This is a genomic window from Streptomyces sp. ISL-94 (genome assembly GCF_018614075.1).
GTDB lineage: Bacteria > Actinomycetota > Actinomycetes > Streptomycetales > Streptomycetaceae > Streptomyces.
On record NZ_JAGGOZ010000060.1, the window covers coordinates 1 to 23,426 of the forward strand.

23 protein-coding genes, 1 pseudogene and 1 riboswitch are annotated in these 23,426 nt (G+C 72.5%); of the genes and pseudogenes, 8 read left to right on the top strand and 16 right to left on the bottom strand.

Going from position 1 to position 23,426, the window contains the following annotated elements; all coding sequences use genetic code 11:
* The first annotated feature begins 327 nt into the window (after positions 1-327).
* Genes J7E94_RS19065 through J7E94_RS19075 form a run of 3 tightly spaced genes read left to right on the top strand, consistent with a single transcriptional unit; the run spans position 328 to position 1,928 of the window.
* Complete coding sequence (locus J7E94_RS19065; protein ID WP_215016939.1) at positions 328-732, top strand: hypothetical protein; 405 nt, start codon at positions 328-330, stop codon at positions 730-732.
* Positions 733-735: 3 nt separating this feature from the next.
* A complete protein-coding gene (locus J7E94_RS19070; protein WP_215016941.1) occupies positions 736-1,161 on the top strand; it encodes a DCC1-like thiol-disulfide oxidoreductase family protein in 426 nt (141 codons plus the stop codon).
* An 11-nt stretch (positions 1,162-1,172) separates the two neighbouring features.
* Positions 1,173-1,928, top strand: a complete 756-nt coding sequence (locus tag J7E94_RS19075) for a TetR/AcrR family transcriptional regulator (protein WP_215016943.1) — start codon at positions 1,173-1,175, stop codon at positions 1,926-1,928.
* Between the two features lie 21 nt (positions 1,929-1,949).
* Here J7E94_RS19075 and J7E94_RS19080 read toward each other — a convergent pair whose 3' ends face one another.
* Entirely contained in the window at positions 1,950-3,239 is a 1,290-nt protein-coding gene (locus J7E94_RS19080; protein ID WP_215016945.1) for a metallophosphoesterase, read from the bottom strand.
* Positions 3,240-3,382: 143 nt separating this feature from the next.
* Positions 3,383-3,616 (bottom strand): annotated as a pseudogene (locus tag J7E94_RS19085) (SCO4848 family membrane protein); the annotation flags it as partial.
* Between the two features lie 121 nt (positions 3,617-3,737).
* Here J7E94_RS19085 and J7E94_RS19090 point away from each other — a divergent pair.
* Positions 3,738-5,003 carry a D-alanyl-D-alanine carboxypeptidase gene (locus J7E94_RS19090; RefSeq protein WP_308345316.1) on the top strand — a complete coding sequence of 422 codons (1,266 nt, stop codon included), beginning with the start codon at positions 3,738-3,740 and terminating at the stop codon, positions 5,001-5,003.
* 140 nt (positions 5,004-5,143) lie between these two features.
* On the opposite strand, the gene J7E94_RS19095 is transcribed toward J7E94_RS19090, so the two are convergent.
* From J7E94_RS19095 to glyA, 4 genes are all read right to left on the bottom strand, one after another.
* A complete protein-coding gene (locus J7E94_RS19095) occupies positions 5,144-6,046 on the bottom strand; it encodes a YihY/virulence factor BrkB family protein (RefSeq protein ID WP_215016949.1) in 903 nt (300 codons plus the stop codon).
* A 178-nt stretch (positions 6,047-6,224) separates the two neighbouring features.
* Positions 6,225-6,821 (bottom strand): 2'-5' RNA ligase family protein, encoded by a 597-nt coding sequence (locus J7E94_RS19100; protein WP_215016951.1) that lies wholly within the window; start codon positions 6,819-6,821, stop codon positions 6,225-6,227.
* A gap of 80 nt (positions 6,822-6,901) precedes the next feature.
* Positions 6,902-7,915 (bottom strand): tryptophan--tRNA ligase, encoded by a 1,014-nt coding sequence (gene trpS / locus J7E94_RS19105; RefSeq protein WP_215016953.1) that lies wholly within the window; start codon positions 7,913-7,915, stop codon positions 6,902-6,904.
* 588 nt (positions 7,916-8,503) lie between these two features.
* Positions 8,504-9,784, bottom strand: coding sequence for a serine hydroxymethyltransferase (gene glyA / locus J7E94_RS19110; protein ID WP_215016955.1), 1,281 nt, complete (start codon positions 9,782-9,784; stop codon positions 8,504-8,506).
* 40 nt (positions 9,785-9,824) lie between these two features.
* Positions 9,825-9,915: riboswitch (ZMP/ZTP riboswitch) on the bottom strand.
* A 109-nt stretch (positions 9,916-10,024) separates the two neighbouring features.
* On the opposite strand from glyA, the gene rocD reads away from it, so the two are divergent.
* Positions 10,025-11,230 (top strand): ornithine--oxo-acid transaminase, encoded by a 1,206-nt coding sequence (gene rocD / locus J7E94_RS19115; protein ID WP_215016957.1) that lies wholly within the window; start codon positions 10,025-10,027, stop codon positions 11,228-11,230.
* Between the two features lie 95 nt (positions 11,231-11,325).
* On the opposite strand, the gene J7E94_RS19120 is transcribed toward rocD, so the two are convergent.
* Positions 11,326-12,516: a glutathionylspermidine synthase family protein gene (locus tag J7E94_RS19120; RefSeq protein ID WP_215016959.1), complete on the bottom strand. Its 1,191-nt coding sequence runs from the start codon at positions 12,514-12,516 to the stop codon at positions 11,326-11,328.
* 50 nt (positions 12,517-12,566) lie between these two features.
* Positions 12,567-12,875 carry a hypothetical protein gene (locus tag J7E94_RS19125; protein WP_215016961.1) on the bottom strand — a complete coding sequence of 103 codons (309 nt, stop codon included), beginning with the start codon at positions 12,873-12,875 and terminating at the stop codon, positions 12,567-12,569.
* Between the two features lie 111 nt (positions 12,876-12,986).
* Here J7E94_RS19125 and J7E94_RS19130 point away from each other — a divergent pair, with 111 nt between their 5' ends.
* Positions 12,987-13,811: a hypothetical protein gene (locus J7E94_RS19130; protein WP_215017032.1), complete on the top strand. Its 825-nt coding sequence runs from the start codon at positions 12,987-12,989 to the stop codon at positions 13,809-13,811.
* Positions 13,812-14,172: 361 nt separating this feature from the next.
* Here J7E94_RS19130 and J7E94_RS19135 read toward each other — a convergent pair whose 3' ends face one another.
* Positions 14,173-14,586: a nuclear transport factor 2 family protein gene (locus tag J7E94_RS19135; RefSeq protein ID WP_215016963.1), complete on the bottom strand. Its 414-nt coding sequence runs from the start codon at positions 14,584-14,586 to the stop codon at positions 14,173-14,175.
* An 87-nt stretch (positions 14,587-14,673) separates the two neighbouring features.
* Complete coding sequence (locus tag J7E94_RS19140) at positions 14,674-16,068, bottom strand: PLP-dependent aminotransferase family protein (protein ID WP_215016965.1); 1,395 nt, start codon at positions 16,066-16,068, stop codon at positions 14,674-14,676.
* Positions 16,069-16,115: 47 nt separating this feature from the next.
* Here J7E94_RS19140 and J7E94_RS19145 point away from each other — a divergent pair, with 47 nt between their 5' ends.
* Positions 16,116-16,652: a carboxymuconolactone decarboxylase family protein gene (locus tag J7E94_RS19145; protein ID WP_215016967.1), complete on the top strand. Its 537-nt coding sequence runs from the start codon at positions 16,116-16,118 to the stop codon at positions 16,650-16,652.
* A gap of 43 nt (positions 16,653-16,695) precedes the next feature.
* Here the strand turns inward: J7E94_RS19145 and J7E94_RS19150 are convergent, their stop codons facing one another.
* The 6 genes from J7E94_RS19150 to J7E94_RS19175 all read right to left on the bottom strand — a co-directional run bounded on the left by J7E94_RS19150 (position 16,696) and on the right by J7E94_RS19175 (position 22,422).
* Positions 16,696-17,229, bottom strand: a complete 534-nt coding sequence (locus J7E94_RS19150; RefSeq protein WP_215016968.1) for a photosystem II reaction center PsbP family protein — start codon at positions 17,227-17,229, stop codon at positions 16,696-16,698.
* A gap of 281 nt (positions 17,230-17,510) precedes the next feature.
* Positions 17,511-17,888, bottom strand: coding sequence for a hypothetical protein (locus J7E94_RS19155; RefSeq protein ID WP_215016970.1), 378 nt, complete (start codon positions 17,886-17,888; stop codon positions 17,511-17,513).
* Positions 17,878-19,671, bottom strand: coding sequence for a hypothetical protein (locus J7E94_RS19160; RefSeq protein ID WP_215016972.1), 1,794 nt, complete (start codon positions 19,669-19,671; stop codon positions 17,878-17,880). The genes J7E94_RS19155 and J7E94_RS19160 overlap by 11 nt, the downstream gene beginning before the upstream one ends.
* A 132-nt stretch (positions 19,672-19,803) precedes the next feature.
* Positions 19,804-20,793: a malate dehydrogenase gene (locus J7E94_RS19165; RefSeq protein ID WP_215016974.1), complete on the bottom strand. Its 990-nt coding sequence runs from the start codon at positions 20,791-20,793 to the stop codon at positions 19,804-19,806.
* Between the two features lie 236 nt (positions 20,794-21,029).
* Positions 21,030-21,572: a DUF3017 domain-containing protein gene (locus J7E94_RS35745; RefSeq protein WP_215016976.1), complete on the bottom strand. Its 543-nt coding sequence runs from the start codon at positions 21,570-21,572 to the stop codon at positions 21,030-21,032.
* Entirely contained in the window at positions 21,562-22,422 is an 861-nt protein-coding gene (locus J7E94_RS19175) for a bifunctional methylenetetrahydrofolate dehydrogenase/methenyltetrahydrofolate cyclohydrolase (RefSeq protein WP_215016978.1), read from the bottom strand. The genes J7E94_RS35745 and J7E94_RS19175 overlap by 11 nt, the downstream gene beginning before the upstream one ends.
* Before the next feature lie 257 nt (positions 22,423-22,679).
* Between J7E94_RS19175 and J7E94_RS19180 the strand changes: the two genes are divergently transcribed.
* Positions 22,680-23,345 carry a hypothetical protein gene (locus J7E94_RS19180; protein WP_215016980.1) on the top strand — a complete coding sequence of 222 codons (666 nt, stop codon included), beginning with the start codon at positions 22,680-22,682 and terminating at the stop codon, positions 23,343-23,345.
* Positions 23,346-23,426 lie beyond the last annotated feature (81 nt).

A 23,426-nucleotide genomic window follows, 5' to 3' on the forward strand; every position in this document is an offset into this window, starting at 1 on the left:
CGGTCGGTCAAGGGTGGCCGAAGGCCATCGCGAAGCGACGCGACCGAAGGGAGCGCCCTTGAGGGACCGGCCCGAACCGGAGAGACGATGAGACTGACGGGAAACCCCCAAACCCTCACTGATTCCGACCCACTCGGGTCCCGAACCCCGAAACCCCCGCCCCAGGTTCGGGTACCGGCTGGCGCCGTGCCCCCGCCCACCGCGGGCCCCCCGCCTCCGCCGTCGCCTCGCCGGGACCCGGTCAGGCAAGCGACTTGAACATGTTCAAACGAAGCCCTACAGTCAGTGCTGTCAGGCAATTGAACACGTTCAAGGGGGCTGAGGGCAATGGACCTCACCGTGGTCGCGTACGTCATCTACCTGTTCATCAGCATCGGGCTCACCGTCTGGGTCGCCCGTACGCTCAGCCGTAACGGCCGCGTCTTCATCGGTGACGTCCTCCAGGGGAACGAGAAGCTCGCGGACGCCGTCAACCAGCTCCTCGTCGTCGGGTTCTACCTCGTGAACATCGGCTTCGTGACCCTCTACCTGCGGTCGGGCGAGGAGATCGTCCAGGCCCGCGACCTCTTCGAGGCGCTCTCGGTCAAGCTCGGCGTCGTCCTGCTGGTACTCGGCGTCATGCACCTCGGGAACGTGTGGGTCCTCAACAAGATGCGCCGCCGGGGGATCATGGAGCGGCAGCAGACCCCGCCCGTCGCCCCGCAGGGGTGGACCGCTCCGGCCGGGGCCTGAGCGGTGGCGGCCACGCGAGCCGTCCGGCGGCTGACCGTGCTGTACGACGCGAACTGCCCGCTCTGCGTGCATATCCGGCACTGGCTGCTCGCGCAGCGCTGGCTGGTGCCGCTCCGGCTCATCCCCGCCGCCTCCTACGAGGCGCGGCGGCAGTACCCGCAGCTCGACCACGCGGCGACGCTCCGGGAGATCACCGTCATCGGGGACTCGGGGCAGGTGTGGACCGGGACCGACGCGTTCATCGTGTGCCTGTGGGCGCTGGTCGAGCACCGGCCGAAGGCCAACTGGCTGGCCACCGCGGCCGGTCGGCCCTTCGCCCGGGCGGCCATGTACACCGCCTCGAAATGGCGGGAGGCCGTACGGACCGAGGGCCGGCCTGAGGGGCTTGAGGTACCGGCCTGTGACGACCAGTGCCCCGTACCCCGTTAGGCTCGTACACCGTGACTGATCAGAAGGCTCCCAAGAGCGAGCAGACCCGCACGCTCATCCTCGAAACCGCGCTCCGGCTCTTCCAGGAGCGCGGCTTCGACAAGACGACGATGCGGGGTATCGCCAAGGAGGCCGGTGTCTCGGTCGGCAACGCCTACTACTACTTCGAGTCGAAGGAACACCTCGTCCAGGGGTTCTACGACCGGATCGGCGCCGCGCACCAGGCGGCGGTCCGGCCCATCCTGGACAGCGAGACCGATCTGCAGAAGCGGCTCGCGGGCGTGCTGACGAGCTGGATGGACATCGCGGCCCCGTACCACGAGTTCGCCTCCCAGTTCTTCAAGAACGCGGCGGACCCCGAGAGTCCCCTCAGCCCCTTCTCCCCGGAGTCGGAGCCGGCGCGCCAGGCGGCCATCAACATCCACCGCGAGGTGCTGGCGGGGGCGAAGACGAAGGTGCCGGCGGAGCTGGCCGACATCCTGCCGGAGCTGATGTGGCTCTCCCAGATGGGGCTGGTCCTGTACTGGGTCTTCGACCGCTCGCCGAACAGCGAGAAGACGCGGCGGCTCGCGGAGCGCGGCGCGCAGCTGACGACGCGCGGCATCGTCCTGGCCCGGTTCCGGGTGCTGCGGCCGCTGGTGCGCGAGGTGCACGAGCTGTTCGCGGACTTCCTGCCCGGTATGGCGCAGACGGCCACGGCGGGGGCCCGGGGCAAGCGGGCCTCGGACCCGGACCCGGACCCGGACCGGGATCCGGACCCCGCCTAGGAGCGCCGTCCTCGCGGGCCGTCAGGCCTGGGGCGAGGCGAGTTCGACCACGGTGATGTCGGAGGGCGCGCCCACGCGGACCGGGGGTCCCCAGGCGCCCGCTCCGCGGGACACGTAGAGCTGGGTGTCTCCGTAGCGCTCCAGCCCGGCGACGGTGGGGTTGGCGAGCTCGGCGAGGTAGTTGCCGGGCCAGAGCTGGCCGCCGTGGGTGTGTCCGGAGAGCTGGAGGTCGACGCCGTGCCGGACGGCGTCGTGGATGACGACCGGCTGGTGGGCGAGGAGTACGGCGGCCCGGGCCCGGTCGCGGTCCCCGAGGGCGGCCTGGAAGTCGGGGCCGTGGCCCTCGCTCTCCCCCGCGATGTCGTTCACGCCGGCGAGGTCGAAGTACGGGAGCGCGCGGCGGGCGTTCTCCAGGGGGATCAGGCCGAGTTCGCGGACGTGGTCGACCCACTGCTGGGCGCCGGAGAAGTACTCGTGGTTTCCGGTGACGAAGTACGAGCCGTGGCGGGCGCTGAGCCGGCGCAGCGGCTCGGCGGCCGGGCCGAGGTCGTGGACGTTGCCGTCGACCAGGTCGCCGACGATGGCGATGAGGTCGGGCTGGGTGCGGTTGACGGTGTCGACGATGCGCTGGGTGTGGGCGCGGCCGAGGACGGGGCCGAGGTGGATGTCGCTGACGACGGCGATCCGCAGTCCGTGGGCCGCGCGGGGCAGTTTGGCGAGCGGTACGTGGACGCGGCGGACGCTCGGGCCGCGCAGGACTCCGTAGGCCCCGCCCGCGACGGTCCCGACGGCCACGGCGGCGGCCGTCCCGCCGACGGTGCGCGCGACGAACCGGCGCCGGGTCAGGCCGGGCGCCTCCCCGGCCCCGCCGGGGGCTGCCGGAGCGCTGGGGGCCGGGGCGGAGACGGGGGCGGAGCCGGCGCTGGAGGCGGTCTGCATCAGCACCGCCGACGTGCGGGGCGCGGGGTCCCGCTCCTCTCCCGAGGGGTCCCGGTGGGCCAGACGGCGGAGCAACAGCGCGCGGATCGGCTCAGCGACCAGCATCGTCAGAGTCAGGTACAGGAGTACCGCGAGCCAGAGGAACCCCGGCCAGGACACCACCTGCTGCACCAGGAAGGGGGCGCCCGCCCGGCCCGCGGTCAGTGCGGCCACGGAGAGGAGGGGCAGCGCGATGATCGAGGCCGTGCCGATGCGGCGGGGCAGGCCGCGGGGGGCCGTGGTGTCACGGACCAGGCGGATCCAGAGCCAGCGGTGGACCAGTACGAGGAGGGCGAGCGCGAGCGCGATCAGCGCGAAGAGCGCGATCTTCATGCCCCGCTCCCCGCGCCGGAGCCGGAACCGGAGCCGCCGCCCGAGCCCGAGCCCGTATTCGGGTCCGAGCCGCTGTCCGGGCCCACAGCCGTACCCGTACCCGTACCCGTACCCGTACTCCCACCCGAGCCCGCACGTGACGCGCGCCGCAGGGCCCGGACCCCGCGCAACCCGATCACGCCGACGGCCGTCCCCAGGAGAAAGGACGTCACCGCGAGTGTCAGGTGCACCCAGAAGTAGGACGTGGGGTCGCCCGCCGCATCGAATGCCAGGCCGCTGCCGTTCTTCCACAGGTTCCGGACGAAAGACACCCAGATGAACCAGCTCCACACTCCGAAGGCGAGCAGGAACCAGGAGGCGGCACGGCTGAGTTTCATGCCCCCAGTATCGGATTCTTCCCCAGGACGGACGCGCCGGGGTGGGCTGTCCCGGCAGTGGTTCTACCGAATGGGCCGGTCCCGGACCGCATACAGCCCATCGGGATGTACTTTCACCTGCGTGTCTGCCAAGAAGACCGCGCTGACGGTCCTTTCCGCCGCGCTGCTGGTCCCCGCCATGCTCGTGACCCCCGCGCACGCCGCGCCGACCGCGCCGGTCCCGCCGGCCGACGGAAAGGGGCAGCCGGGCAAAGCCCCGGCGGCGGCGCCCGCGCCGCCCGCCTCGATGTCCACGGTCGGCGGTTCGCTCCTCGGCCAGCCGGGCACCCAGGTCAACCTGCTGCCCGGCGCGCCCGCCCTGCCCGCGAACCTCACCGGGCGGTCGTGGATCGTGGCGGACGCCGAGTCCGGGGAGGTGCTGGCGGCGCACAACGCGCACTGGCGGCTGCCCCCGGCCTCGACCATGAAGATGCTCTTCGCGGACACCGTGCTGCCGGGCCTGCCCAAGGACCAGGTGCACAAGGTCACCGAGCAGGACATGGACGGTGTCGGCCCGGGCAGCAGCCTCGTCGGGGTCAAGGAGGACCTGGAGTACACCGTCCACGACCTGTGGCTCGGGGTGTTCCTGCGGTCGGGCAACGACGCGGTGCACGTGCTGTCGGCCATGAACGGCGGCATCGACAAGACCGTCAAGGACATGCAGGCGCACGCGGAGGAGCTGCAGGCCCTGGACACCCACGTGATGTCCCCCGACGGGTACGACGCCCCGGAGCAGGTGTCGAGCGCGTACGACCTCACGCTGATCGCCCGCTCCGGGCTGCAGAAGAAGGACTTCCGGGAGTACTGCGGCACGGCCGAGGCGAAGTTCCCGGGCAGGCAGGAGGACGGGAAGCCGCGGGAGTATTTCGAGATCCAGAACACCAACCGGCTGATGACGGGCGCGGGCGGCATCTCCCCGTACAAGGGCATCGCCGGGGTGAAGAACGGCAACACGACGATGGCGGGCTCCACCTTCACCGGCGCGGCGCAGCAGGGTGCCAGGAAGCTGCTCGTCACGGTGATGAACCCGGGCGCGGGCGGCATCAACTCGGTGTACGAGGAGACCGCCGCGCTCTTCGACTGGGGCTTCGCGGCGGTCGGGAAGGTCAAGCCGGTGGGTGAGCTGGTGCCGCCGAAGAGCGCGGACGCCACCCCGTTCGGCTCCCCCGCCCAGTCCCACGAGAACAAGCCGTCGGTGGCCGCCGCGGACGCCGGCGGGATCGGCACCGCACTCGGTGTCGCGGGCGGCGCGCTGGGGATCCTGGCGGTCGGCGCCTTCGTGGTCGACCGGCGCTGGCCGCGCGGCCGCCGCAACCGGGCCCGGGACCGGGACGAGGAGCTCGTCTGAGCGGGCCCGGGAACGCGGAGAACCCCGCACGGGGCGGGGGTCTCCGGGCGGTCGGTCTCGGGGCGGTCGGTCTCCGGGCGGGGGTCTCCGAGCGGTCGGTCTCGATCCCGTTGCATCGTGCGCGGAACCTCGCGGACGGCCTACGCAGCGGCGGGCGCCTGAGCCTTTGACTCACTCGAACGAGAACCGTCGTCATCGTCGCCCGTGGCCGTCCAGGCGGCGACGAACAGCAGCAGCTTCGCCGTGAAGTTGATCCAGAGCAGCAGGGCGATCGGCGTGCCGAAGGCCCCGTACATGCTCTTCGCGGCGACCTCCCGCATGTAGCCGCTGAGCAGCAGCTTCAGCAGCTCGAAGCCGACGGCGCCGATGAGGGCCGCTTCGAGCAGGCGGCGGCGCGGCGGTTCGACGCCGGGCAGCAGGGTCAGTGCGTAGAGCAGCATCAGGAAAGCGGCCAGGACGCCCACGGCGAAGGCCGCGGCTCGCAGCAGTCCGCCGCCCGCGCCGTGTGGCGGGATGCCCAGCCATTCGGCGGTCTTGCCGACCGCGCTGGCGCCGAAGATCGAGGCCGCGGCGGAGGCCAGGCCCACCCCGCCGAGGCCGAGGAGGACGAGCCCGTCCTTGCCCTTGCGGACGAAGGGGTTCCCTTCGTCCTCGTCGTCCTTCTCCCACACCGCGCGCAGGCAGTCCCGCATCGAGCCCACCCAGCCGATGCCGGTGAAGAGGAGGATCGCGCCGGCGACGAGCCCGACCGTGCCCGCGTTCGCGACGAGCCCGTCGATGTCGAGCTGGTCCGAGATGCCGGGGACCTGTTCGGCGAGGTTCCTCTCCAGCCGGTCCAGCTGCTCCCCGCTGAGCAGCGCCGCGCCCACGGCGGCGGCGACGGTGATCAGGGGGAAGAGGGCGAGGAAGCTGATGAAGGTGATCGCGGCGGCGAGCCGGCTCCAGTGGACGCGGTCGAGGCGCTGGTACGAACGCCAGGCGTGCGTCTGCATCAGACGGGCCGCGAGCGGGCCGATCACCGGAAGTTTCGTCAGCCAGTCCATGAAGTCACCGTAAATGAGAGGCCGGAAATAGCCTGGATTGTCGCTTTCGGAGACTACGGTCGTCGATTGTGACTTTTCGCGAAGGGCGCCCGATGGGGTGCCCGTTCCACATCCTGGTCCTGCGCAGGCTCCGATTCCGCACGCACCGGGCCCTGCGTCCGGCCCTGCGTCCGCTCCGTCAGGAGGGGCGTACGGCCGCTTCTGCCGCGGCGTCGGTGAGCGAGCCGGGCTGGGCGGGGACGCCGGTGGTACCGGCCCCGAACGGGTACTCGCGCAGCTTGCGCCAGACCCCGTCCGAGCCCTGCTCGTAGAGCGCGAAGCCGTCGCAGACCCAGTCGGCGGCGTATTCGGCGAGGGTCGAGAACGCCAGGTCCATCGCTTCCTCGGAGATCCCGTGGGCGACGGTGACGTGCGGGTGGTACGGGAAGGCCAGCTCGCGCTTGAGCGGCCCGTCGGGGGCGCGGAGCTCGGACTGGAGCCGGGTGCAGCCGGCGGCGCCCTCGACGACCTGGACGAAGACGACCGGCGAGAGGGGGCGGAAGGTTCCCGTCCCGGCCAGCCGCATCCCGAAGGAGCGGAAGGCCGCGGCGACCTCGGCCAGGTGGGCCCTGATCGCCGGGAGCCGGTCCGCCTCGGCCTCGGTGGGCGGGACGAGGGTGACATGCGTGGGGATGCCGTGCGCGGCGGCGTCCCCGAAGCCGGCACGCAGCTGCTGGAGCTGGCTGCCGTACGGCTCCGGGACCGCGATCGAAACGCCGAGCGTTACGGTCCCCACGTATCTCTCCTCCGCTTGTGTCTGTGGTGTCGCCCCAGTGTGGGGCCGACACCCCCCGTCTCGCCAGAGCCCTCGGTCCGTCAGTGCTTGGCGGGCAGGAAACCGAGGTGGTCGTACGCCTGTGCCAGGGTCTCGGCGGCGACCGCGCGGGCCTTCTCCGCGCCCTTGGCCAGGATGGAGTCCAGCGTCTCGGGGTCGTCCAGGTATTCCTGGGTGCGCTGCTTGAACGGTGTGACGAAATCGACCATCACGCCGGCCAGGTCGGTCTTGAGCGCGCCGTAGCCCTTGCCCTCGTACTTCGCCTCCAGCGCGGGGACGGTCTCGCCCGTGAGGGTGGAGTAGATCGTGAGCAGATTGCTGACGCCGGGCTTCTTCTCGGTGTCGAAGCGGATCTCGGCCTCGGTGTCGGTGACCGCGCTCTTGATCTTCTTCTCGGTGACCTTGGGCTCGTCGAGGAGGTTGATCAGGCCCTTGGGGGACGACGCGGACTTCGACATCTTGATCGCCGGGTCCTGGAGGTCGTAGATCTTCGCGACCTCCTTGACGATGTGCGCGGCGGGGAGCGTGAAGGTCTGGCCGAAGCGCTGGTTGAAGCGCTCGGCCAGGTCGCGGGTCAGCTCGATGTGCTGGCGCTGGTCCTCGCCGACGGGGACGGCGTTCGCCTGGTAGAGCAGGATGTCGGCGACCTGGAGGATCGGGTACGTGAAGAGCCCGACGGTGGCGTTGTTGGCCCCCTGCTTGGCGGACTTGTCCTTGAACTGCGTCATCCGGCTGGCCTCGCCGAAGCCGGTGATGCAGTTCATGACCCAGCCGAGCTGCGCGTGCTCGGGCACGTGGCTCTGGATGAAGAGCGTGCAGCGCTCGGGGTCCAGGCCGGCGGCGAGCAGCTGCGCGGCGGAGAGGCGGGTGTTCGCGCGGAGATCCTTCGGATCCTGCGGCATGGTGATCGCGTGCAGGTCGACCACCATGTAGAAGGCGTCGTGCGTCTCCTGCAGGGCGACGTACTGGCGAATGGCTCCGAGGTAGTTCCCGAGGTGGAACGAACCGGAGGTGGGCTGGATGCCGGAGAGCGCGCGAGGACGATCAGAAGCCATGGCTTCATTCTCTCAGGTGCGGGGGCTGGCTCCGGCCCTTGCTGGCCGGAACCTTCCGGGTCGGCGGGGGTGCCGAGGCCGGGATCACATCCCCCGCCCCGCCGCAGCGGGCACCGCGCCCACGTACCGGGCAGTAGCGGCGCGGCCGGATCTCACCCCGGCCGAGCGACCGCTTTCCACCCGTCCTCTGTGGGCGCGACACCACTACCGGGGGCGCCGCCCCAGACCCCCCAGCCCACCGGACTCAGCTTCTGCGCGAGGCGCACCTCCAGGCCTCCGCCGGCCACATCCAGCCCTGCCGGTACCTCCAGCCCCGCCGGCGTTTGAGGCTCGGGGCCTGGGGCAGCGCCCCAGCAGCGGCGCCGCACCCGCAAGGCCCGGGGGACGCCCCCAGCCCCGCCGGTACCTCCAGCCCCGCCGGCGTTTGAGGCTCGGGGCCTGGGGCAGCGCCCCAACAACGGCGCCGCACCCGCAAGGCCCGGGGACACCACCAGCCCTGCCGGTACCTCCAGCCCCGCCGGCGTTTGAGGCTCGGGGCCGGGGCGGCGCCCCCGTGGCGGGGCCGGGCCTGGCGGGGCGCCCAGGCGGTTAGAGGGGGAGGCCCGGGGCCGGGAAGGCGGACATGAGGGCGGCCACCTCCGCGCGGATCGCGGCGAGGGCCGGCTCGTCGGCCTTGGCGGCGGCGTCGACCGCACGGGCGATCCAGTCAGCGACCACGGGCATGTGGTCCGCCGACAGGCCGCGGGACGTCAGCGACGGCGTGCCGATGCGGATGCCCGACGGGTCGAACGGCTTGCGCGGGTCGAACGGCACCGTGTTGTAGTTGACCACGATGCCCGCGCGGTCCAGCGCCTTGGCCGCCACCTTGCCCGGCACGTCCCGCGAGGTCAGGTCCATCAGGATCAGGTGGTTGTCCGTACCGCCCGAGACCAGGTCGAAGCCCCGCGCCAGAAGCGCCTGGGCCAGCGCCTTGGCGTTCGTGACGACCGCGTGCGCGTAGGCGGTGAAGGACGGCTGCGCCGCCTCGTGGAGGGCCACCGCGATGCCGGCCGTCGTCTGGTTGTGCGGGCCGCCCTGGAGGCCCGGGAAGACCGCCTTGTCGATGGCCTTCGCGTGCTCCTCCCGGCACATCAGCATCGCGCCGCGCGGACCCCGCAGGGTCTTGTGCGTGGTCGTGGAGACGACATCGACGTGACCCACCGGCGACGGGTGGGCCCCGCCCGCGATCAGGCCCGCGATGTGGGCCACGTCCGCGACCAGGATCGAGCCCGCCTCCTCCGCGATCGACGCGAACGCCGCGAAGTCGATCGTGCGGGGCAGGGCGGTACCGCCGCAGAAGATCAGCTTGGGGCGTTCCGCCAGGGCCAGGTCGCGGACGGCGTCGTAGTCGATCAGGCCGGTGCCGGGCTGGACCCCGTACTGCACGCCCCGGAACCACGAGCCCGTCGCCGAGACCCCCCAGCCGTGGGTCAGGTGCCCGCCCATCGGCAGCGCCATGCCCATGACCGTGTCGCCCGGCTTCGCGAAGGCCAGGTACACCGCCAGGTTGGCCGGCGAGCCGGAGTACGGCTGCACGTTGGCGTGGTCCACGCCGAACAGGCCCTTCGCCCGCTCGATCGCCAGGGCCTCGACGCGGTCGATGTTCTGCTGGCCCTCGTAGTAGCGGCGGCCGGGGTAGCCCTCGCTGTACTTGTTCTGCAGCACCGTGCCGGAGGCTTCGAGCACGGCCGCAGACACGTAGTTCTCGCTCGGGATCAGGCGCAGGGTCTCCGCCTGCAGTACTTCTTCCGCCGCGACGAAGGACGCCAGTTCGGGGTCGGTCGCCCAAAGGGAAGGGTGGCTGCGGGCGGGATGGCGGCGCGCGGTCATGGCGGCTTTCCTCCGGGGTCGATGTCAGATCTCGTCGTCCCCGCGAGGCCCAGGCGAGCGGCCCTGTGTGCGGTCGTACGCGCACGACTCCCCCGGAGTCCGTTCTCCGTGCGCCAGTCGCCGTGCGTATCCGTCACCTTAGCGGGCGCGCCACGGGAAAGGTTTCTCCGCCCGGTATACGAGCGAGGATGGAGGGTGACGCCACCCTCGTCACAGGCCTGACGGACGATCGGAGACCCCGTGTCGACAACTGCTGATGCCATCCGCTCCGCCGACGCGCACAGCGCGCACACCTACCACCCGCTGCCCGTCGTCGTCGCGTCCGCGGAGGGCGCGTGGATGACCGACGTGGAGGGACGCCGGTACCTGGACATGCTCGCCGGGTACTCGGCGCTCAACTTCGGGCACGGCAACCGCCGCCTGATCGACGCCGCCAAGGCGCAGCTGGAGCGGGTCACGCTCACCTCGCGCGCCTTCCACCACGACCGCTTCGCCGACTTCTGCGCCGAACTCGCCGCGCTCTGCGGCAAGGAGATGGTGCTGCCCATGAACACGGGCGCGGAGGCGGTGGAGACGGCCGTGAAGACCGCCCGCAAGTGGGGCTACGAGGTCAAGGGCGTCCCGGACGGGCACGCCAAGATCGTGGTCGCCGCCGACAACTTCCACGGGCGGACGACGACCATCGTCTCCTTCTCCACGGACCACGACGCACGCGACCACTTCGGTCCGTACACGCCGGGCTTCGAGATCGTCCCGTACGGGGACCTCACCGCGCTCGCCCACGCGGTCACCGAGAACACGGTGGCCGTGCTGCTGGAACCGATCCAGGGCGAGGCGGGGGTGCTGGTGCCGCCCTCCGGATACCTGAGGGGCGTACGGGAGCTGACGCGCGAGCGGAACGTGCTCTTCATGGCGGACGAGATCCAGTCCGGGCTCGGGCGCACCGGGCGCACCTTCGCGTGCGAGCACGAGGAGGTCATCCCGGACGTGTACATCCTCGGCAAGGCGCTCGGCGGCGGTGTGGTGCCGGTGTCGGCGGTCGTCGCCGACGCGGACGTGCTCGGGGTGTTCCGGCCCGGCGAGCACGGGTCCACCTTCGGCGGGAACCCGCTGGCCTGCGCCGTCGCCCTGGAGGTGATCGCGATGCTCCGGACCGGGGAGTACCAGCAGCGGGCCGCCGAGCTCGGCGACCACCTGCACCGGGAGCTGGGCCTGCTGGTCGGCGGGGGCGCGGTCACCGCCGTACGGGGGCGGGGGCTCTGGGCGGGCGTGGACATCGACCCGGCGCGCGGGACGGGCCGGGAGATCTCCGAGAAGCTGATGGAACGGCGGGTGCTGGCGAAGGACACCCACGGGTCGACGATCCGGCTGGCCCCGCCCCTGGTGATCTCCAAGGAGGACCTGGACTGGGGGCTGGACCAGCTCAGGGCGGTACTCGGCGGCTGACCGGGCGGGGCGGGGGGCGGGGCCGGGGCTGCGGTCCCGGCCACGGCCCCCCGGGCGGGGCTGCGGCCGCCCATACCCCCCGCGCCCCGCAAGCCCTACAAGATGACGTGCGGCAGGAAGCGGGCGTACTCGTCCGTGACCGGCCCCGCCGATTCGCGGATGCCGAGCCCCGCCGCCTCGTCCTCGACGACCCACGCGCCGAGCACCACCCGGTTGCCGTCGAAGTCGGGCAGCGGGGCGAGGCCCTGGAAGCAGTACCGCTCGTCCTCCTGCGCCACGAACGGCTCGCCACCGGGTTCGTGGAGGGTGACCCCGGCGCCCTCGCGGCCCAGCAGCGGCTTCGCGACGTAACCGCCCTCCTCGGCCAGCTCGCGCGGGCCGTCGAGGTAGGCGGGCAGCAGGTTCGGGTGCTCCGGGAAGAGCTCCCACAGGATCGCCAGCAGCGCCTTGTTGGACAGCAGCATCTTCCACAGCGGCTCGATCCAGCAGGTGGTGCCGGAGCCGCCGCCGTGGTCGTAGGTGCCGAGGACCTGCGGGCCGAACTCGTCGGTGGCCAGCCACTCCCACGGGTAGAGCTTGAAGCAGCCGCGGATGAAGCGGAGCCGGTCGTCCACGAACCGGCCGGAGAGGCTGTCCCAGCCGATCTGCTCGACGGACAGGGCGTGGGTCTCCAGGCCGGCCTGCTCGGCGGTCTCCTGGAGGTAGGCGACCGTCATCAGGTCCTCGCCGAGCTCGTCGGTCTCGGAGTGCGCGAAGTGCAGCGGGCCGGGCGGGAGCAGCTCGGCCTGCCGGCGCCAGGCGTCGACGAGGCGCTCGTGGAGGGAGTTCCACTGGTCGGCGCCGGGGAAGCGCTCCTCCATCCAGAACCACTGGGGGCTCGCCGCCTCGACGAGGGAGGTGGGGGTGTCGGCGTTGTACTCCAGCATCTTCGCCGGGCTGCCGGTGCCGTCGTAGCGGAGGTCGAACCGGCCGTAGAGGGAGGGCTGTTCGGCGCGGCGGTGCCAGGACTCCGCGACCAGGGCGGCGAGCTTCGGGTCGGTGATGCCGAGGTCCGCGAAGCGGTCGTGCTCGACGATGTGCGCGGCCGCGGCCAGGCACATGGCGTGCAGCTCCTCGACGACGTTCTCCAGCGCCTCGACCTCGGGGAGGGAGAAGGAGTAGTACGCGCTCTCGTCCCAGTAGGGGCGCAGGGAGTCGTCGGGGTAGCGGGTGAGGGGGTAGATCAGGCCCTGCTCCTCGACGGTCTTCTGCCAGTCGGGGCGGGGCTCGATGGTGTGCCGCTTCATGGGTGTGGGGGTTCCCTGGAGTCCGGAATGGCGGGAGTTCCTGGCGTTCGTCAGCCGCCGCTGGAGCCGGAGCTGCTGTGTCCGCCGATGCCGCCGCGGGTGACGGCGGACTTGTCGAAGCTGCCGCCGGTGACCTTGCCTCTGCTGACGGTGCCGCCGTAGTACCAGGTGCCGCGGCCGCCGCTCTTGCAGTCCTTGCTGTTCAGGTGCTCCAGCGTGGACCGGGACGCGCAGCGCTTGTCGGGCTCGTCGCTGCTGCCGCAGGCCACGAGCGTGGCCGCGAGCAGACCCATCCCGCCGAGGGCCACGGCGCCGGAGCGCATACGGCGCTGGGTGGTACTGGTACTGGTGCTGTCCATGTGGCTGATCCCCCTGGTGGCGTGCTGCCGACAGACTAGAGCGGGGCACCCGGCCGATGGAATCCGGCCGCCGCGAGATCTGTGACCTACAGTCAGTTCGTGCTGATTGGGATGATTTGCGCGCTGGCGGCGGCGGTCTGCTTCGGTACGGCGTCCGTTCTGCAGGCGGTGGCGGCGCGGGCCGCGGAGCCGGGGACGGGGTCCGGGGTGGACGCGGCGCTGCTGCTGCGGGCGGTGCGGCAGTGGCGGTACGTGGCCGGGCTCGGCCTGGACGCGGTCGGCTTCGTCCTCCAGATCATCGCGCTGCGCCACATTCCGATCTACGCGGTGGGGGCCGCGCTCGCCGCGAGCCTGGCGGTGACGGCGGTGGTGGCGGCCAGGCTGTTGCGGGTACGGCTGTCGGGGCTGGAGTGGGGCGCGGTGGGAGTGGTGTGCGCGGGGCTGCTGATGCTGGGGCTGGCGTCCGGGGAGGAGGGGTCGGGGAAGGGGCCGCTCGCGCTGAAGCTGGGGCTGCTGGGGGTGGCGGGGCTGGTGCTGCTCGCCGGCGCGGCGGCAGGGCGGCTCCCGGACCGGCCGCGCGCGCTGGTTCTGGGGTTCGCGGCGGGAACGGGCTTCGGGGTGGTGGAGGTGGCGGTCCGCCTGCTCGACTCCGTCTGGGACGTGGGGAACCCGGCGCTGTACGCACTGCTGCTGGGCGGGGGTGCGGCGTTCCTGCTCCTCACGTCGGCGCTGGCGCGCGGCTCGGTGACAGCGGCGACGGCGGGGCTGGTGCTGGGCGAGACGATCGCCCCGGCGGTGGCGGGGGTGGCGTGGCTCGGCGACCGCACCCGGGAGGGCCTCACCTGGCTGGCGGTAGCCGGCTTCGCGGTAGCGGTGGCCGGCTCCCTGACCCTGGCCCGCTTCGGCGAACCCCCAGCGGATCCAGCCCCGCCCTGACCGGCCCCTACGGGGAGCCCCCGGGCGCTGCCCCGGCCCCGCGCCGCCCTCGCCGGCGAGGCTGGACGGAGGCTGAGGGGTGCGGCGAGTCCGGCCGGTGCTCGGCGGCTTCGCCGGAGGTCCGCCCTCAAACGCCGGGCGGGCCTGAAATGGCGCGGCGCGCACTTCCAGGCCTACGCCGGCCACATCCAGCCCCGCCGGCGATTGAGGCGCGGGGTCTGGGACAGCGCCCCGGCAACGGCGCCGCACCCACAAAGCCCCGGGAAACGCCAGCCCCGCCGGCGATTGAGGCGCGGGGTCTGGGGCAGCGCCCCGGGGCCGCGGGGTTCGGGTAACCCCAGCCGCGTCGGGAGGCGGGGCGTCAGGGGGTTTTGGCGTAGCCCAGGGCCTCCGTGATGCGGCCGGCACGGATCCGCATCAGGTTGACGCCGAGCACCGACGTCTCCTGACCGGTGCCGAAGACCGCCTCGCCGTCCGTGAAGACCGCCCGCCACTGGATCACCGCACGGTCACCCGCCACGAACACCTCGTACGGCGTGAAGGTGGTCGACCGGTCGGCGGCCAGGGTCTGCCAGAACTCCAGGCAGGCCGCGCGGCCCTCGTAGCGCGCGCCCTCGGGGGCCGGCTGGACCCCCACCATCACGCAGTCCTCGGCCACGAGGTCCGTCAGGAGTCCCGGCTCGCGTCCGGTGAACGCCCGGTTGAAGCGGCTGATCACTTCTGCCGTGTCGAGTTCCGTCGGGGTGACCGGCGTCGGCGTCGTCGTCCTCGTCATCGTGGGTTCCCTTTCCCGTCTTCGGCGTTGCAGCGATCCTCCCCGCCCGCCCCCCGCCCCTCAATTCCCTCCGGGGAATGGCAGCGCCTACGGAAGCGCCGCCGACAGCGCGCCCAGCGTCGGGGTCCACGCGCTGTCCGACGGGGTGCCGTAGCCGACCACCAGCGCGTCGCGCGGCGGGAGGTCCGCCCCCGGGTGGCGGAAGGCGGAGAGGCCTTCCACGGCCAGGTCCTGCCAGGCCGCCGACTGGACCACCGAGCGCTCCGTCCCCGCCGGGAGGTCCAGCACCGCGTGCAGGCCCGCCGCGATGCCCGAGACGGCCACCCGGCCGGCCAGGGCCGCCACCAGCTCGTCCCGGCGGCGCCGGTACCGCAGGCGCATGCCGCGCACGTGCCGGTCGTACGCCCCCGAGGTGATGAACTCCGCGAGCGTGAGCTGGTCCAGCGCGCTGGAGGTCCAGTCGCTCATGCCCTTCACCGCCAGCACCTCGTCGAGCAGCCCCGGCGGGACCACCATCCAGCCCATGCGCAGCCCCGGCGCGAGGGACTTGCTGGCCGTGCCGAGGTAGACCACCCGGTCCGGGTCCAGCCCCTGCAGCGCGCCCACCGGCTGGCGGTCGTAGCGGAACTCCCCGTCGTAGTCGTCCTCCAGGACCAGCCCGCCCGTGGTCCGGGCCCAGTCGACCACCGCCGCCCGCCGGGCCGGGGTCAGGGCGGCCCCGGTCGGGAACTGGTGCGCCGGGGTCAGGAGCACCGCGCCCACCGCCCCGGTCAGCTCCCCCGTACGGGCGCCCTCCGCGTCCACCCCCAGCGGCCGCGTCCGCAGCCCCGCCCGCGCGAGCAGGTTCCGGTGGATGTCCAGGCAGTACCCCTCCACCGCCATCTCCCGCACCCGCCGCGCCCGCAGCACCCGGGCCAGCAGTCCCAGCGCGTGGACGAAGCCCGAGCACAGCACGATCCGGTCCGGGTCCGCGTACACCCCGCGGGCCCGCGCCAGGTAACCGGTCAGCGCCTCCCGCAGCTCCGGGCGGCCGCGCCCGTCGGCCGAGTACCCGAAGGCTTCGTTCGGCGCGTCGGTCAGCGCCCGCCGGGCCGCCGACAGCCAGGCCGCGCGCGGGAAGCCGCCCAGGTCCGGGGATCCGGGCACCAGGCTGTACGAGGCCCCCCGGCGCGCGGGGTGCCGTACGCGGGCCGCCGCCGCGGGCTTGCGCGGCCGGGCCCGTTCGGCGACCCGCGTGCCCGACCCCTGGCGGGCCGTCAGCCAGCCCTCGGCGACGAGCTCGGCGTACGCCTCCGCGACCGTGTTGCGGGCGATCCCCAGGTCTGCGGCGAGTGAGCGGGAGGACGGCAGCCGGGTCCCGGCGGCCAGCCGCCCACTGCGCGCGGCCTCGCGCAGCGCCTCGGTGAGCCCGGCCCGCAGGCCGCGGCCGGCGGAGAGGTCCAGATGCAGGTCGGCGCCGAAAGTGGCCCATGATTCCGTCATGGATATGGACCATATCGGCGGTCCGGTTCTCTCCTACGGTGGGACGCATGACGACCACGAACGAGCACCAGCAGACCCACCACCACAGCCACGCCGACGCCGGTTCCTACGCCCCCGAGCACACCCCCCGCCTCCAGTGGGCGAAGCTCGCCCCTGAGGTCTACAAGGCCGTCACGGCGCTGGAGATCGCCTCGAAGAAGGGCCTGGACCCGGCCCTCGTCGAGCTCGTCAAGCTCCGCGCCTCGCAGCTCAACCACTGCGCCTTCTGTATCGACATGCACGCCAAGGACGCGATCGCCGCCGGTGAGAGCGTCGAGCGGATCGTGCTGCTGGGCGCATGGGAGGAGTCGCGGCACTTCTACACCGAGAAGGAGCTCGCCGCGATCGAGCTCACCGAGGCGGTCACCGTCCTCACCGACGGGTTCGTGCCCGACGAGGTCTACGAGAAGGCCGCCCGGCACTTCGAGGAGCGCGAGCTGACCCAGCTGATCGCCGTCATCGCGACGATCAACGTCTGGAACCGCTTCGGCGTCACCACCCGCATGGTGCCGGGGCACTACACCCCGGGCATGTACAAGAGCTGAGCCGGTGTCACCGGGTACCCCGCCCGGTGACCGCGTCACCGCGTCACTCCGTACGGAATGATCCGACGGCCGTCGTGAGGCGCTTGCGCACCAGCGGGACATCGGTGTCCGGACCGTACGCCAGGAGGACCCAGCGGGTGCCGTCGGCGACGACGGTGAGCCGCGCGATCCCGTGGGCGGGAGGCTCGGACGAGTCCGGGTCGTCGTATGCGTAGACCTGCTCGCAGCCGCCGCCGGCCACGGGGTTCCGGGAGATGTCCCGGTAGCCGGGTGTCTGGCTCAGCGACTCGGCGGAGCTGCGCAGGTAGTCGCAGGCGGTCGCCGTCTCGTCGGTGACCCGGAAGACCTGGAGCGCCGCGCTCCGGTCGCTTCCTCCGTTGGGGCGGTAGACCGTGCCGTAGCCGGTGTCACCGGAGCCGGCCTGCCAGTCCTTGGGAATGGCGACCGAGAAGCCGGACGCCGTGTCGTGCACCCGCGTGTAACCGGCCGGCAGGGCGGCGGAGCCGGCGGACTCGGTGCCCAGCAGCAGCCGGCCCGCCACGGCCGCCGCGCCTAGGACGGCCACGGCGAGCGACACCACCAGCAGGGTCCGCCGGCGCCGCGCGGGGGCCGGTACCGGCGGATCCGGTGGTGTCCGCCCGGGCGGCGCGTACGCGGACCACGGCTGCTCCGGCGCTGTCTTGTCGGGTGGCCCGGGCCGATCGGACCGCTCCCCCCGCTCCGGCGGTCTTTCCGGTCTCGGCGGTGTCCCGGGCGGATACGCGGCCGGAGCCGGAGCCGGCCCCGCGGCCCCCTCGGTCCGCTCCCACCGCTGCGACCGCGGGTTCCAGCGGACGCCGCCCTCCCCCGTGGCCACCGTCAGCCCCCCAGCGAGGTCAGCAGCGCGGCCAGTGCGGTGGCCGCGCTCACCGACTCCACCAGCGGGGCCCAGCGCTCCAGCGCTCCGCGCAGCCGGGCCGACAGCCCCGGCCGGATCTCCCCGCCCGCCTCCAGCTCCCCGGCGGCCTCGTCCAGTTCGCCGTCGAGCGCCGCCCGTTCCGTGCTGCGGGGCAGCCGTACGAGGGCCGCGCGCAGCTCCCGTACGGCCTCCAGCAGTTCCTCGGCGCCGGGTGCCTGCTCCCCCGTACCGCCGTAGTGGACGGTGCTGTTGGTGTGGTGGCTGCCGCCGATGCTGAAGCTGCTGCCGTTGACCTCGCCGATCCGTACCGCGGGCTGTTCCCCGCCGCTAGTTGCCACCGCTTCTCCCCTTGCCCGGGCCCATGTGCTTGCCCTTGTCCGCGTCCGACGCCTGCTGGGCGGAGGCGCTGTTGTGGCTCACTCCGCCGATGCCGAAGGCGCTGTTGTTCACCGTCTGGATGAAGACCGCCCCTTCGGCGACGTTGACGGCCCGCTCCGCGAACTCCCCCGTTTGCCAGCCGGCCTCGTGCAGGGCCAGGGTCACCCCGCCGACGATCCGGTCCTGGATCGTCTTCAGGTACCGGTCGAGGTCCATCAGCTGGAACAGCGAGGCGTCGGGCTGCGACGCCAGCTCGCGTACGGAGATGGCCGGTCCGGCCGGGATGGCCACGCGGTGCCCGGCCGTGGCCATCCGCCACGGGATGCGGATCGCGCTCGTGAGGGTGAGCAGGGCCGGACCGAGGGAGCCCGGGCCGGTCGCCACCGCCCAGGCCGCCTTGGCGAAGGCGGAGTTGCGACGGAACCGCTGGGCGATGTCGTCGGCCATCTGGAAGTCCGGCCGGACGGGCAGCAGTACGTGCGGCGCCACTTCCAGCATCAGCATCCCGCCCTGGGTGTGGACGCGGATGAAGACGGTGATCACCAGGTTCTCGTCCCAGCCGCCGATCCGTACGCGCAGGAAGTGCCGGCGGCGCTCGCCGCCCTCCTCGACGGCGATGGCCCGGTGTTCGGCGAAGGCCTCCGCCGACAGGTCCAGGGCGTCGACGTCGGGCAGCCCGGCAGCCGGAAGGAACACGCACTCGTCGATGACCAGTTCCCGCAGCCGGTCCAGTACGGAGGCCTGCGCCTCCGGCGAGCCGTGCGGCGACGGAACGCGCAGGGCCTCCAGCCGTGGCCGGATCCGGTCCACGATCGACGCGTTGTCCAGCTCCTGCGTCTCGCCGTCGCCTCGCGGGCGCAGTTCGACGGACAGCTGCCACGGCAGGTGGGCGGTGCCGGCGCCGCAGAACGGGTTGGCCACGTCGTAGAGGACCAGGGGCCCGTGCTGGATCCGTTCGATGCGCTCGCGGGCCCGCTCGTAGCGCCGGCCCGACACCTGCGGGAGCCCGGCGGCCGAGGCGTAGCGGTCCCGGTCGAGCGAGGACTGCAGGACGCGGGCGAAGTGGCCGCGCTGGAGCCCCGCGACGACGGTGACCAGGACGAGGACGAGGACGGCCGCCCAGGAGCAGGACGTCGCGAAGTACTGCCCGAGCCGCGGCCATTCGAGGAAGATGCCGAGCGGATTGCTGTCCGGCGCGGTCATCGTCTGGCCGAGGTAGGAGAAGAGCCGGCCCAGCCCGGAGAGGGGCAGGCGTTCCGTGCTGTCCTCCCAGAAGCCGAGGACCATCCCCCAGAGGATGCGGGCGAACATCCAGGCCGCGTAGCCACGCAGGATGTACTCCAGGAGCACGCTGCCGCGGCCGGTGCGGTCGCGGCGCCGCTTGATCCGCCCGGCGGCGCTGGTCAGGAGCGCCGGCACCAGCAGGAAGACGAAGAAGGCCTGGGTGAGCAGCAGCCCGAGCGCCCAGATCGCCACCACGGCGGCCGCCCAGGCCACCTCTGCGCGGCGGGCGCGGAGGGCGTGGGCCAGGACGCGGGCGGCGTCGAACCCGTACGAGGGGGCGGTGAAGCGCTCCTCGTGGACGTACAGCTCGTCGATCACCCGGTCGCGGTAGGTCCGGTCGAGGTACGTGCCGGCGCAGAGCAGCCGTCCGGCCTCCGTCTGCGACGGGTGCACGGGCGCGGGCGCGGGCGCGGGCGGGGACGCGGGCGTGCGCGCTCTGCCGTCCGGAATGGTGGTCACCGAGGCCCCCCTCCGGTGTGGGAGGGCAACGGTATGGCGCCCGGCGGTTCCAGGACAGGGCGGATCGCGCCAAAAGGCCCCGGCGCACACAGTGCGCCGGGGCCCTCGGGTGAAGCGGGAGCGGAAGCGGGATCAGATGAGGCCGAGCTCGCGGACCGCGTCGCGCTCCTCGACGAGCTCCGCCACGGACGCGTCGATGCGCGCACGGGAGAACTCGTTGATGTCCAGGCCCTGGACGATCTCGTACTTGCCGTCCTTGGTGGTGACGGGGAAGGAGGAGATGATGCCCTCCGGGACGCCGTAGGAGCCGTCCGACGGGATGCCCATCGAGGTCCAGTCGCCCGCGGCGGTGCCGTTGACCCACGTGCGGACGTGGTCGATGGCTGCGTTCGCGGCGGAGGCGGCCGAGGACGCGCCACGGGCCTCGATGATCGCGGCGCCGCGCTTGGCGACGGTCGGGATGAAGGTGTCGGCGAGCCACTGCTCGTCGTTGACGACCTCGGCGGCGTTCTTGCCGGCGATCTCCGCGTGGAAGATGTCCGGGTACTGGGTCGCCGAGTGGTTGCCCCAGATGGTGAGGCGCTTGATGTCGGAGACGGCGGCGCCGGTCTTGGCGGCCAGCTGCGAGATCGCGCGGTTGTGGTCCAGGCGGGTCATCGCGGTGAAGCGCTCGGCCGGTACGTCCGGGGCGGCGGCCTGCGCGATGAGCGCGTTGGTGTTGGCCGGGTTGCCCACGACCAGGACCTTGATGTCGTCCGCGGCGTGCGCGTTGATCGCGGCGCCCTGCGGCTTGAAGATGCCGCCGTTGGCGGAGAGCAGGTCACCGCGCTCCATGCCCTTGGTACGCGGGCGGGCGCCGACGAGCAGCGCGACGTTCGCACCCTCGAAGCCCTTGTTCGGGTCGTCGAAGATGTCGATGCCGGCGAGCAGCGGGAAGGCGCAGTCGTCGAGCTCCATGGCGGTGCCCTCGGCGGCCTTCATCCCCTGGGGGATCTCCAGGAGCCGGAGCTTGACCGGCACGTCCGCGCCGAGCAGGTGACCGGAGGCGATGCGGAAGAGCAGCGCGTAGCCGATCTGGCCGGCGGCGCCGGTGACGGTGACATTCACAGGAGTGCGGGTCATGGCCTTCTCCGTTAGACAGCTGGCGGTGGGGCGTCCCTGCCCCATGTGCTGGACGGACGCCGCTTCCCGGCACATCTTGATGTGAAGAGACATCCGCGGTCAGGCTATCCGACCCCGGAGGGGCCGAACCCCCGGGTCCGTGTGGCACGTCGCACACGTCACCGGGAGTTCGAAGGTCAATCGGCCGTGCGCCCCGGGGAATCGGCCGGCAGAGCACCGGCCGACGCTGGGACGGCCTAGCGAACGGTGAAGCGGACCGCCGATTCCAGGAACGGCATCTCCAGCCACGGCTTGGGCTCCATCACCAGCGCGAGCAGCGTGATCGCCACGCCCAGCAGCCCGTACGTGACCATGTCCGTGAAACGGGAGCGCACCGCGAGCATGCCCACCGAGGGCAGTACGCGCCGCAGCGCCGAGGCCGCGATCAGGGCCAGCCCGATCAGCAGGCAGCCGAACCGCGGGTGCCCGAGCGCCGTGGACAGCAGCCCGGCCGCGGTCGCGGTGAGCACGGCGAGCATCGGCCACTGGCGGACGGGCGTGGACACGGCCCCGGGGACGGCACGGCCGCTGCCCTCGGGGCGGGCGGTGTCCCGGGTGATGGACGGGAAGCGGCGGGACCGGGGCGCCTCCGGCCCGATCCCGGGCGCTTGCGCCCCGGCACCGGCCGCTTGCGCCCCCGTCGGGCCGGTCGGGCCGGTCGCCGAGCCGGTCGCCGGTCCGGTCGCCGGTCCGGTCGTCGGTCCGGTCGCCGGGCCGGTCGCGTCGGATTCAGCCCGCACTGGTGGTCCGCTCGGCGGCCTCGACGACGTTGACGAGCAGCTGGGCCCGGGTCATCGGGCCGACACCGCCGGGGTTCGGGGAGATCCAGGCGGCCACCTGGGCGACACCGGGGTGCACGTCGCCGACGATCTTCCCGTTCTCGTCGCGGCTGACGCCGACGTCGAGCACGGCCGCGCCCGGCTTCACGTCCTCCGGCTTGACCAGGTGCGGGACACCGGCCGCCGCGACGACGATGTCCGCCTGGCGGAGCAGGCCGGAGAGGTCGCGCGTACCGGTGTGGCAGAGCGTCACGGTGGCGTTCTCGGACTTGCGGGTCAGCAGGAGGCCGATGGAGCGTCCGACGGTGATGCCGCGGCCGAGGACGACGACGTGCGCGCCGTTGATCTCGACCTCGTGGTGGCGCAGCAGTTCGACGATGCCGTACGGGGTGCAGGGCAGCGGTCCCGGCTCGCCCAGCACCAGCCTGCCGAGCGACATGGGGTGCAGGCCGTCGGCGTCCTTCTCCGGGTCCATCAGCTCCAGGACGCGGTTGGTGTCGATCCCCTTGGGCAGGGGGAGTTGGACGATGTAGCCGGTGCACTCCGGGTTGGCGTTGAGTTCCCGTACGACCGCCTCGATGTCCTCCTGGGAGGCGGTCGCGGGCAGTTCGCGCTGGATGGAGGCGATGCCGACCTCGGCGCAGTCCTTGTGCTTGCCGTTGACGTACCAGCGGCTGCCCGGATCGTCACCGACCAGCAGGGTGCCGAGGCCGGGGGTGATGCCCCGGGCCTTCAGCGCCGCCACGCGGGCGGTCAGTTCGGACTTGATCGCGGCTGCGGTGGCCTTGCCATCGAGAATCTGGGCGGTCATGAGCCCATCCTCCCGGATGGAGCGGCCCCGATTCCAGTCACGGGCTCGGACGGGGCGTCCACGGATGCGCGCGGTACATTGCACTTGCACAACAAGTGACGGACCCTCTCGCAACCAACTGGACAACCACTTGCGTGTCCAAGGACGATGCAAGGACAGAGTGCCGCGGGCAGTGCCGGGGGGCGGACCGCAAAGATGCAGATTTCCTCCGTGCGTTTGCCGTGCGTCCCCGCACTTCCACGGAGGAACACCCCAAGATGAGCTTCGGCGACCCGAACAACCCGTACGGACAGCAGCCCCAGGCCCCGCAGGGCCAGCCCGGCTACGGCTACCCGCAGCAGGCCCCGCAGGGCGTCCCGCCGCAGGGCGTCCCGCCGCAGGGCGGCTACGCCTACCCGCAGCAGGCTCCGCAGGGATACCCGGGCGGTCCGGTCGGGTATCCGGGTGGTCCGGTCGAGATGCCCGGCGGGGTGAAGGCCGCCCGCGTCATCCTCTTCGTCCTCGGCGGTCTGCAGGCCCTCTTCGGCCTGCTGGCGCTCCTCGGCGGAGCGTTCTTCGCCTCGATGTTCGCGGAGTCCTCCAGCTCCTCGGCGAGTGACGCGGGGGCGCTCGCGGGCGGCGCGTTCGTCGTCGTGGGCATCATCCTCATCGCGGCCTCGCTGTGGCCGATCCTGACCGCCGCCAAGCTGTCCAAGGGCCGCGGCGGCGTCCGCGTCTCCGGCATCGTCTTCGGCTCGCTGCAGGCCCTCTTCGCCGGACTCAGCGTGCTCGTCAACCTCGCCGCGGCCGGCAGCGACCAGGCGCCCCCGACCGTCGCGGTGTCGCTGATCTTCGCGCTGATCTCGCTCGCGCTGGGCGTGTGGATCATCGTCGGTCTGGCCAACTCGGCCGCCGGCGCCTACTTCGGCCGCCCGCAGTACTAGAGACGTACGAGGGCCATGGGGCCATGGGGCCATGAGCCGTCGGGCCCCGTCCACGGCGAAGGCCGCGACCCGCGCAGTACT

Coding starts and splice junctions, on each gene's coding strand:
- J7E94_RS19065 (WP_215016939.1), top strand. CDS start 328: ATGGACCTCACCGTGGTCGCGTACGTCATCTACCTGTTCATCAGCATC.
- J7E94_RS19080 (WP_215016945.1), bottom strand. CDS start 3,239: ATGAAGATCGCGCTCTTCGCGCTGATCGCGCTCGCGCTCGCCCTCCTC.
- J7E94_RS19095 (WP_215016949.1), bottom strand. CDS start 6,046: ATGGACTGGCTGACGAAACTTCCGGTGATCGGCCCGCTCGCGGCCCGT.
- trpS (WP_215016953.1), bottom strand. CDS start 7,915: ATGGCTTCTGATCGTCCTCGCGCGCTCTCCGGCATCCAGCCCACCTCC.
- glyA (WP_215016955.1), bottom strand. CDS start 9,784: ATGACCGCGCGCCGCCATCCCGCCCGCAGCCACCCTTCCCTTTGGGCG.
- J7E94_RS19120 (WP_215016959.1), bottom strand. CDS start 12,516: ATGAAGCGGCACACCATCGAGCCCCGCCCCGACTGGCAGAAGACCGTC.
- J7E94_RS19125 (WP_215016961.1), bottom strand. CDS start 12,875: ATGGACAGCACCAGTACCAGTACCACCCAGCGCCGTATGCGCTCCGGC.
- J7E94_RS19130 (WP_215017032.1), top strand. CDS start 12,987: ATGATTTGCGCGCTGGCGGCGGCGGTCTGCTTCGGTACGGCGTCCGTT.
- J7E94_RS19135 (WP_215016963.1), bottom strand. CDS start 14,586: ATGACGAGGACGACGACGCCGACGCCGGTCACCCCGACGGAACTCGAC.
- J7E94_RS19140 (WP_215016965.1), bottom strand. CDS start 16,068: ATGACGGAATCATGGGCCACTTTCGGCGCCGACCTGCATCTGGACCTC.
- J7E94_RS19145 (WP_215016967.1), top strand. CDS start 16,116: ATGACGACCACGAACGAGCACCAGCAGACCCACCACCACAGCCACGCC.
- J7E94_RS19165 (WP_215016974.1), bottom strand. CDS start 20,793: ATGACCCGCACTCCTGTGAATGTCACCGTCACCGGCGCCGCCGGCCAG.
- J7E94_RS19175 (WP_215016978.1), bottom strand. CDS start 22,422: ATGACCGCCCAGATTCTCGATGGCAAGGCCACCGCAGCCGCGATCAAG.
- J7E94_RS19180 (WP_215016980.1), top strand. CDS start 22,680: ATGAGCTTCGGCGACCCGAACAACCCGTACGGACAGCAGCCCCAGGCC.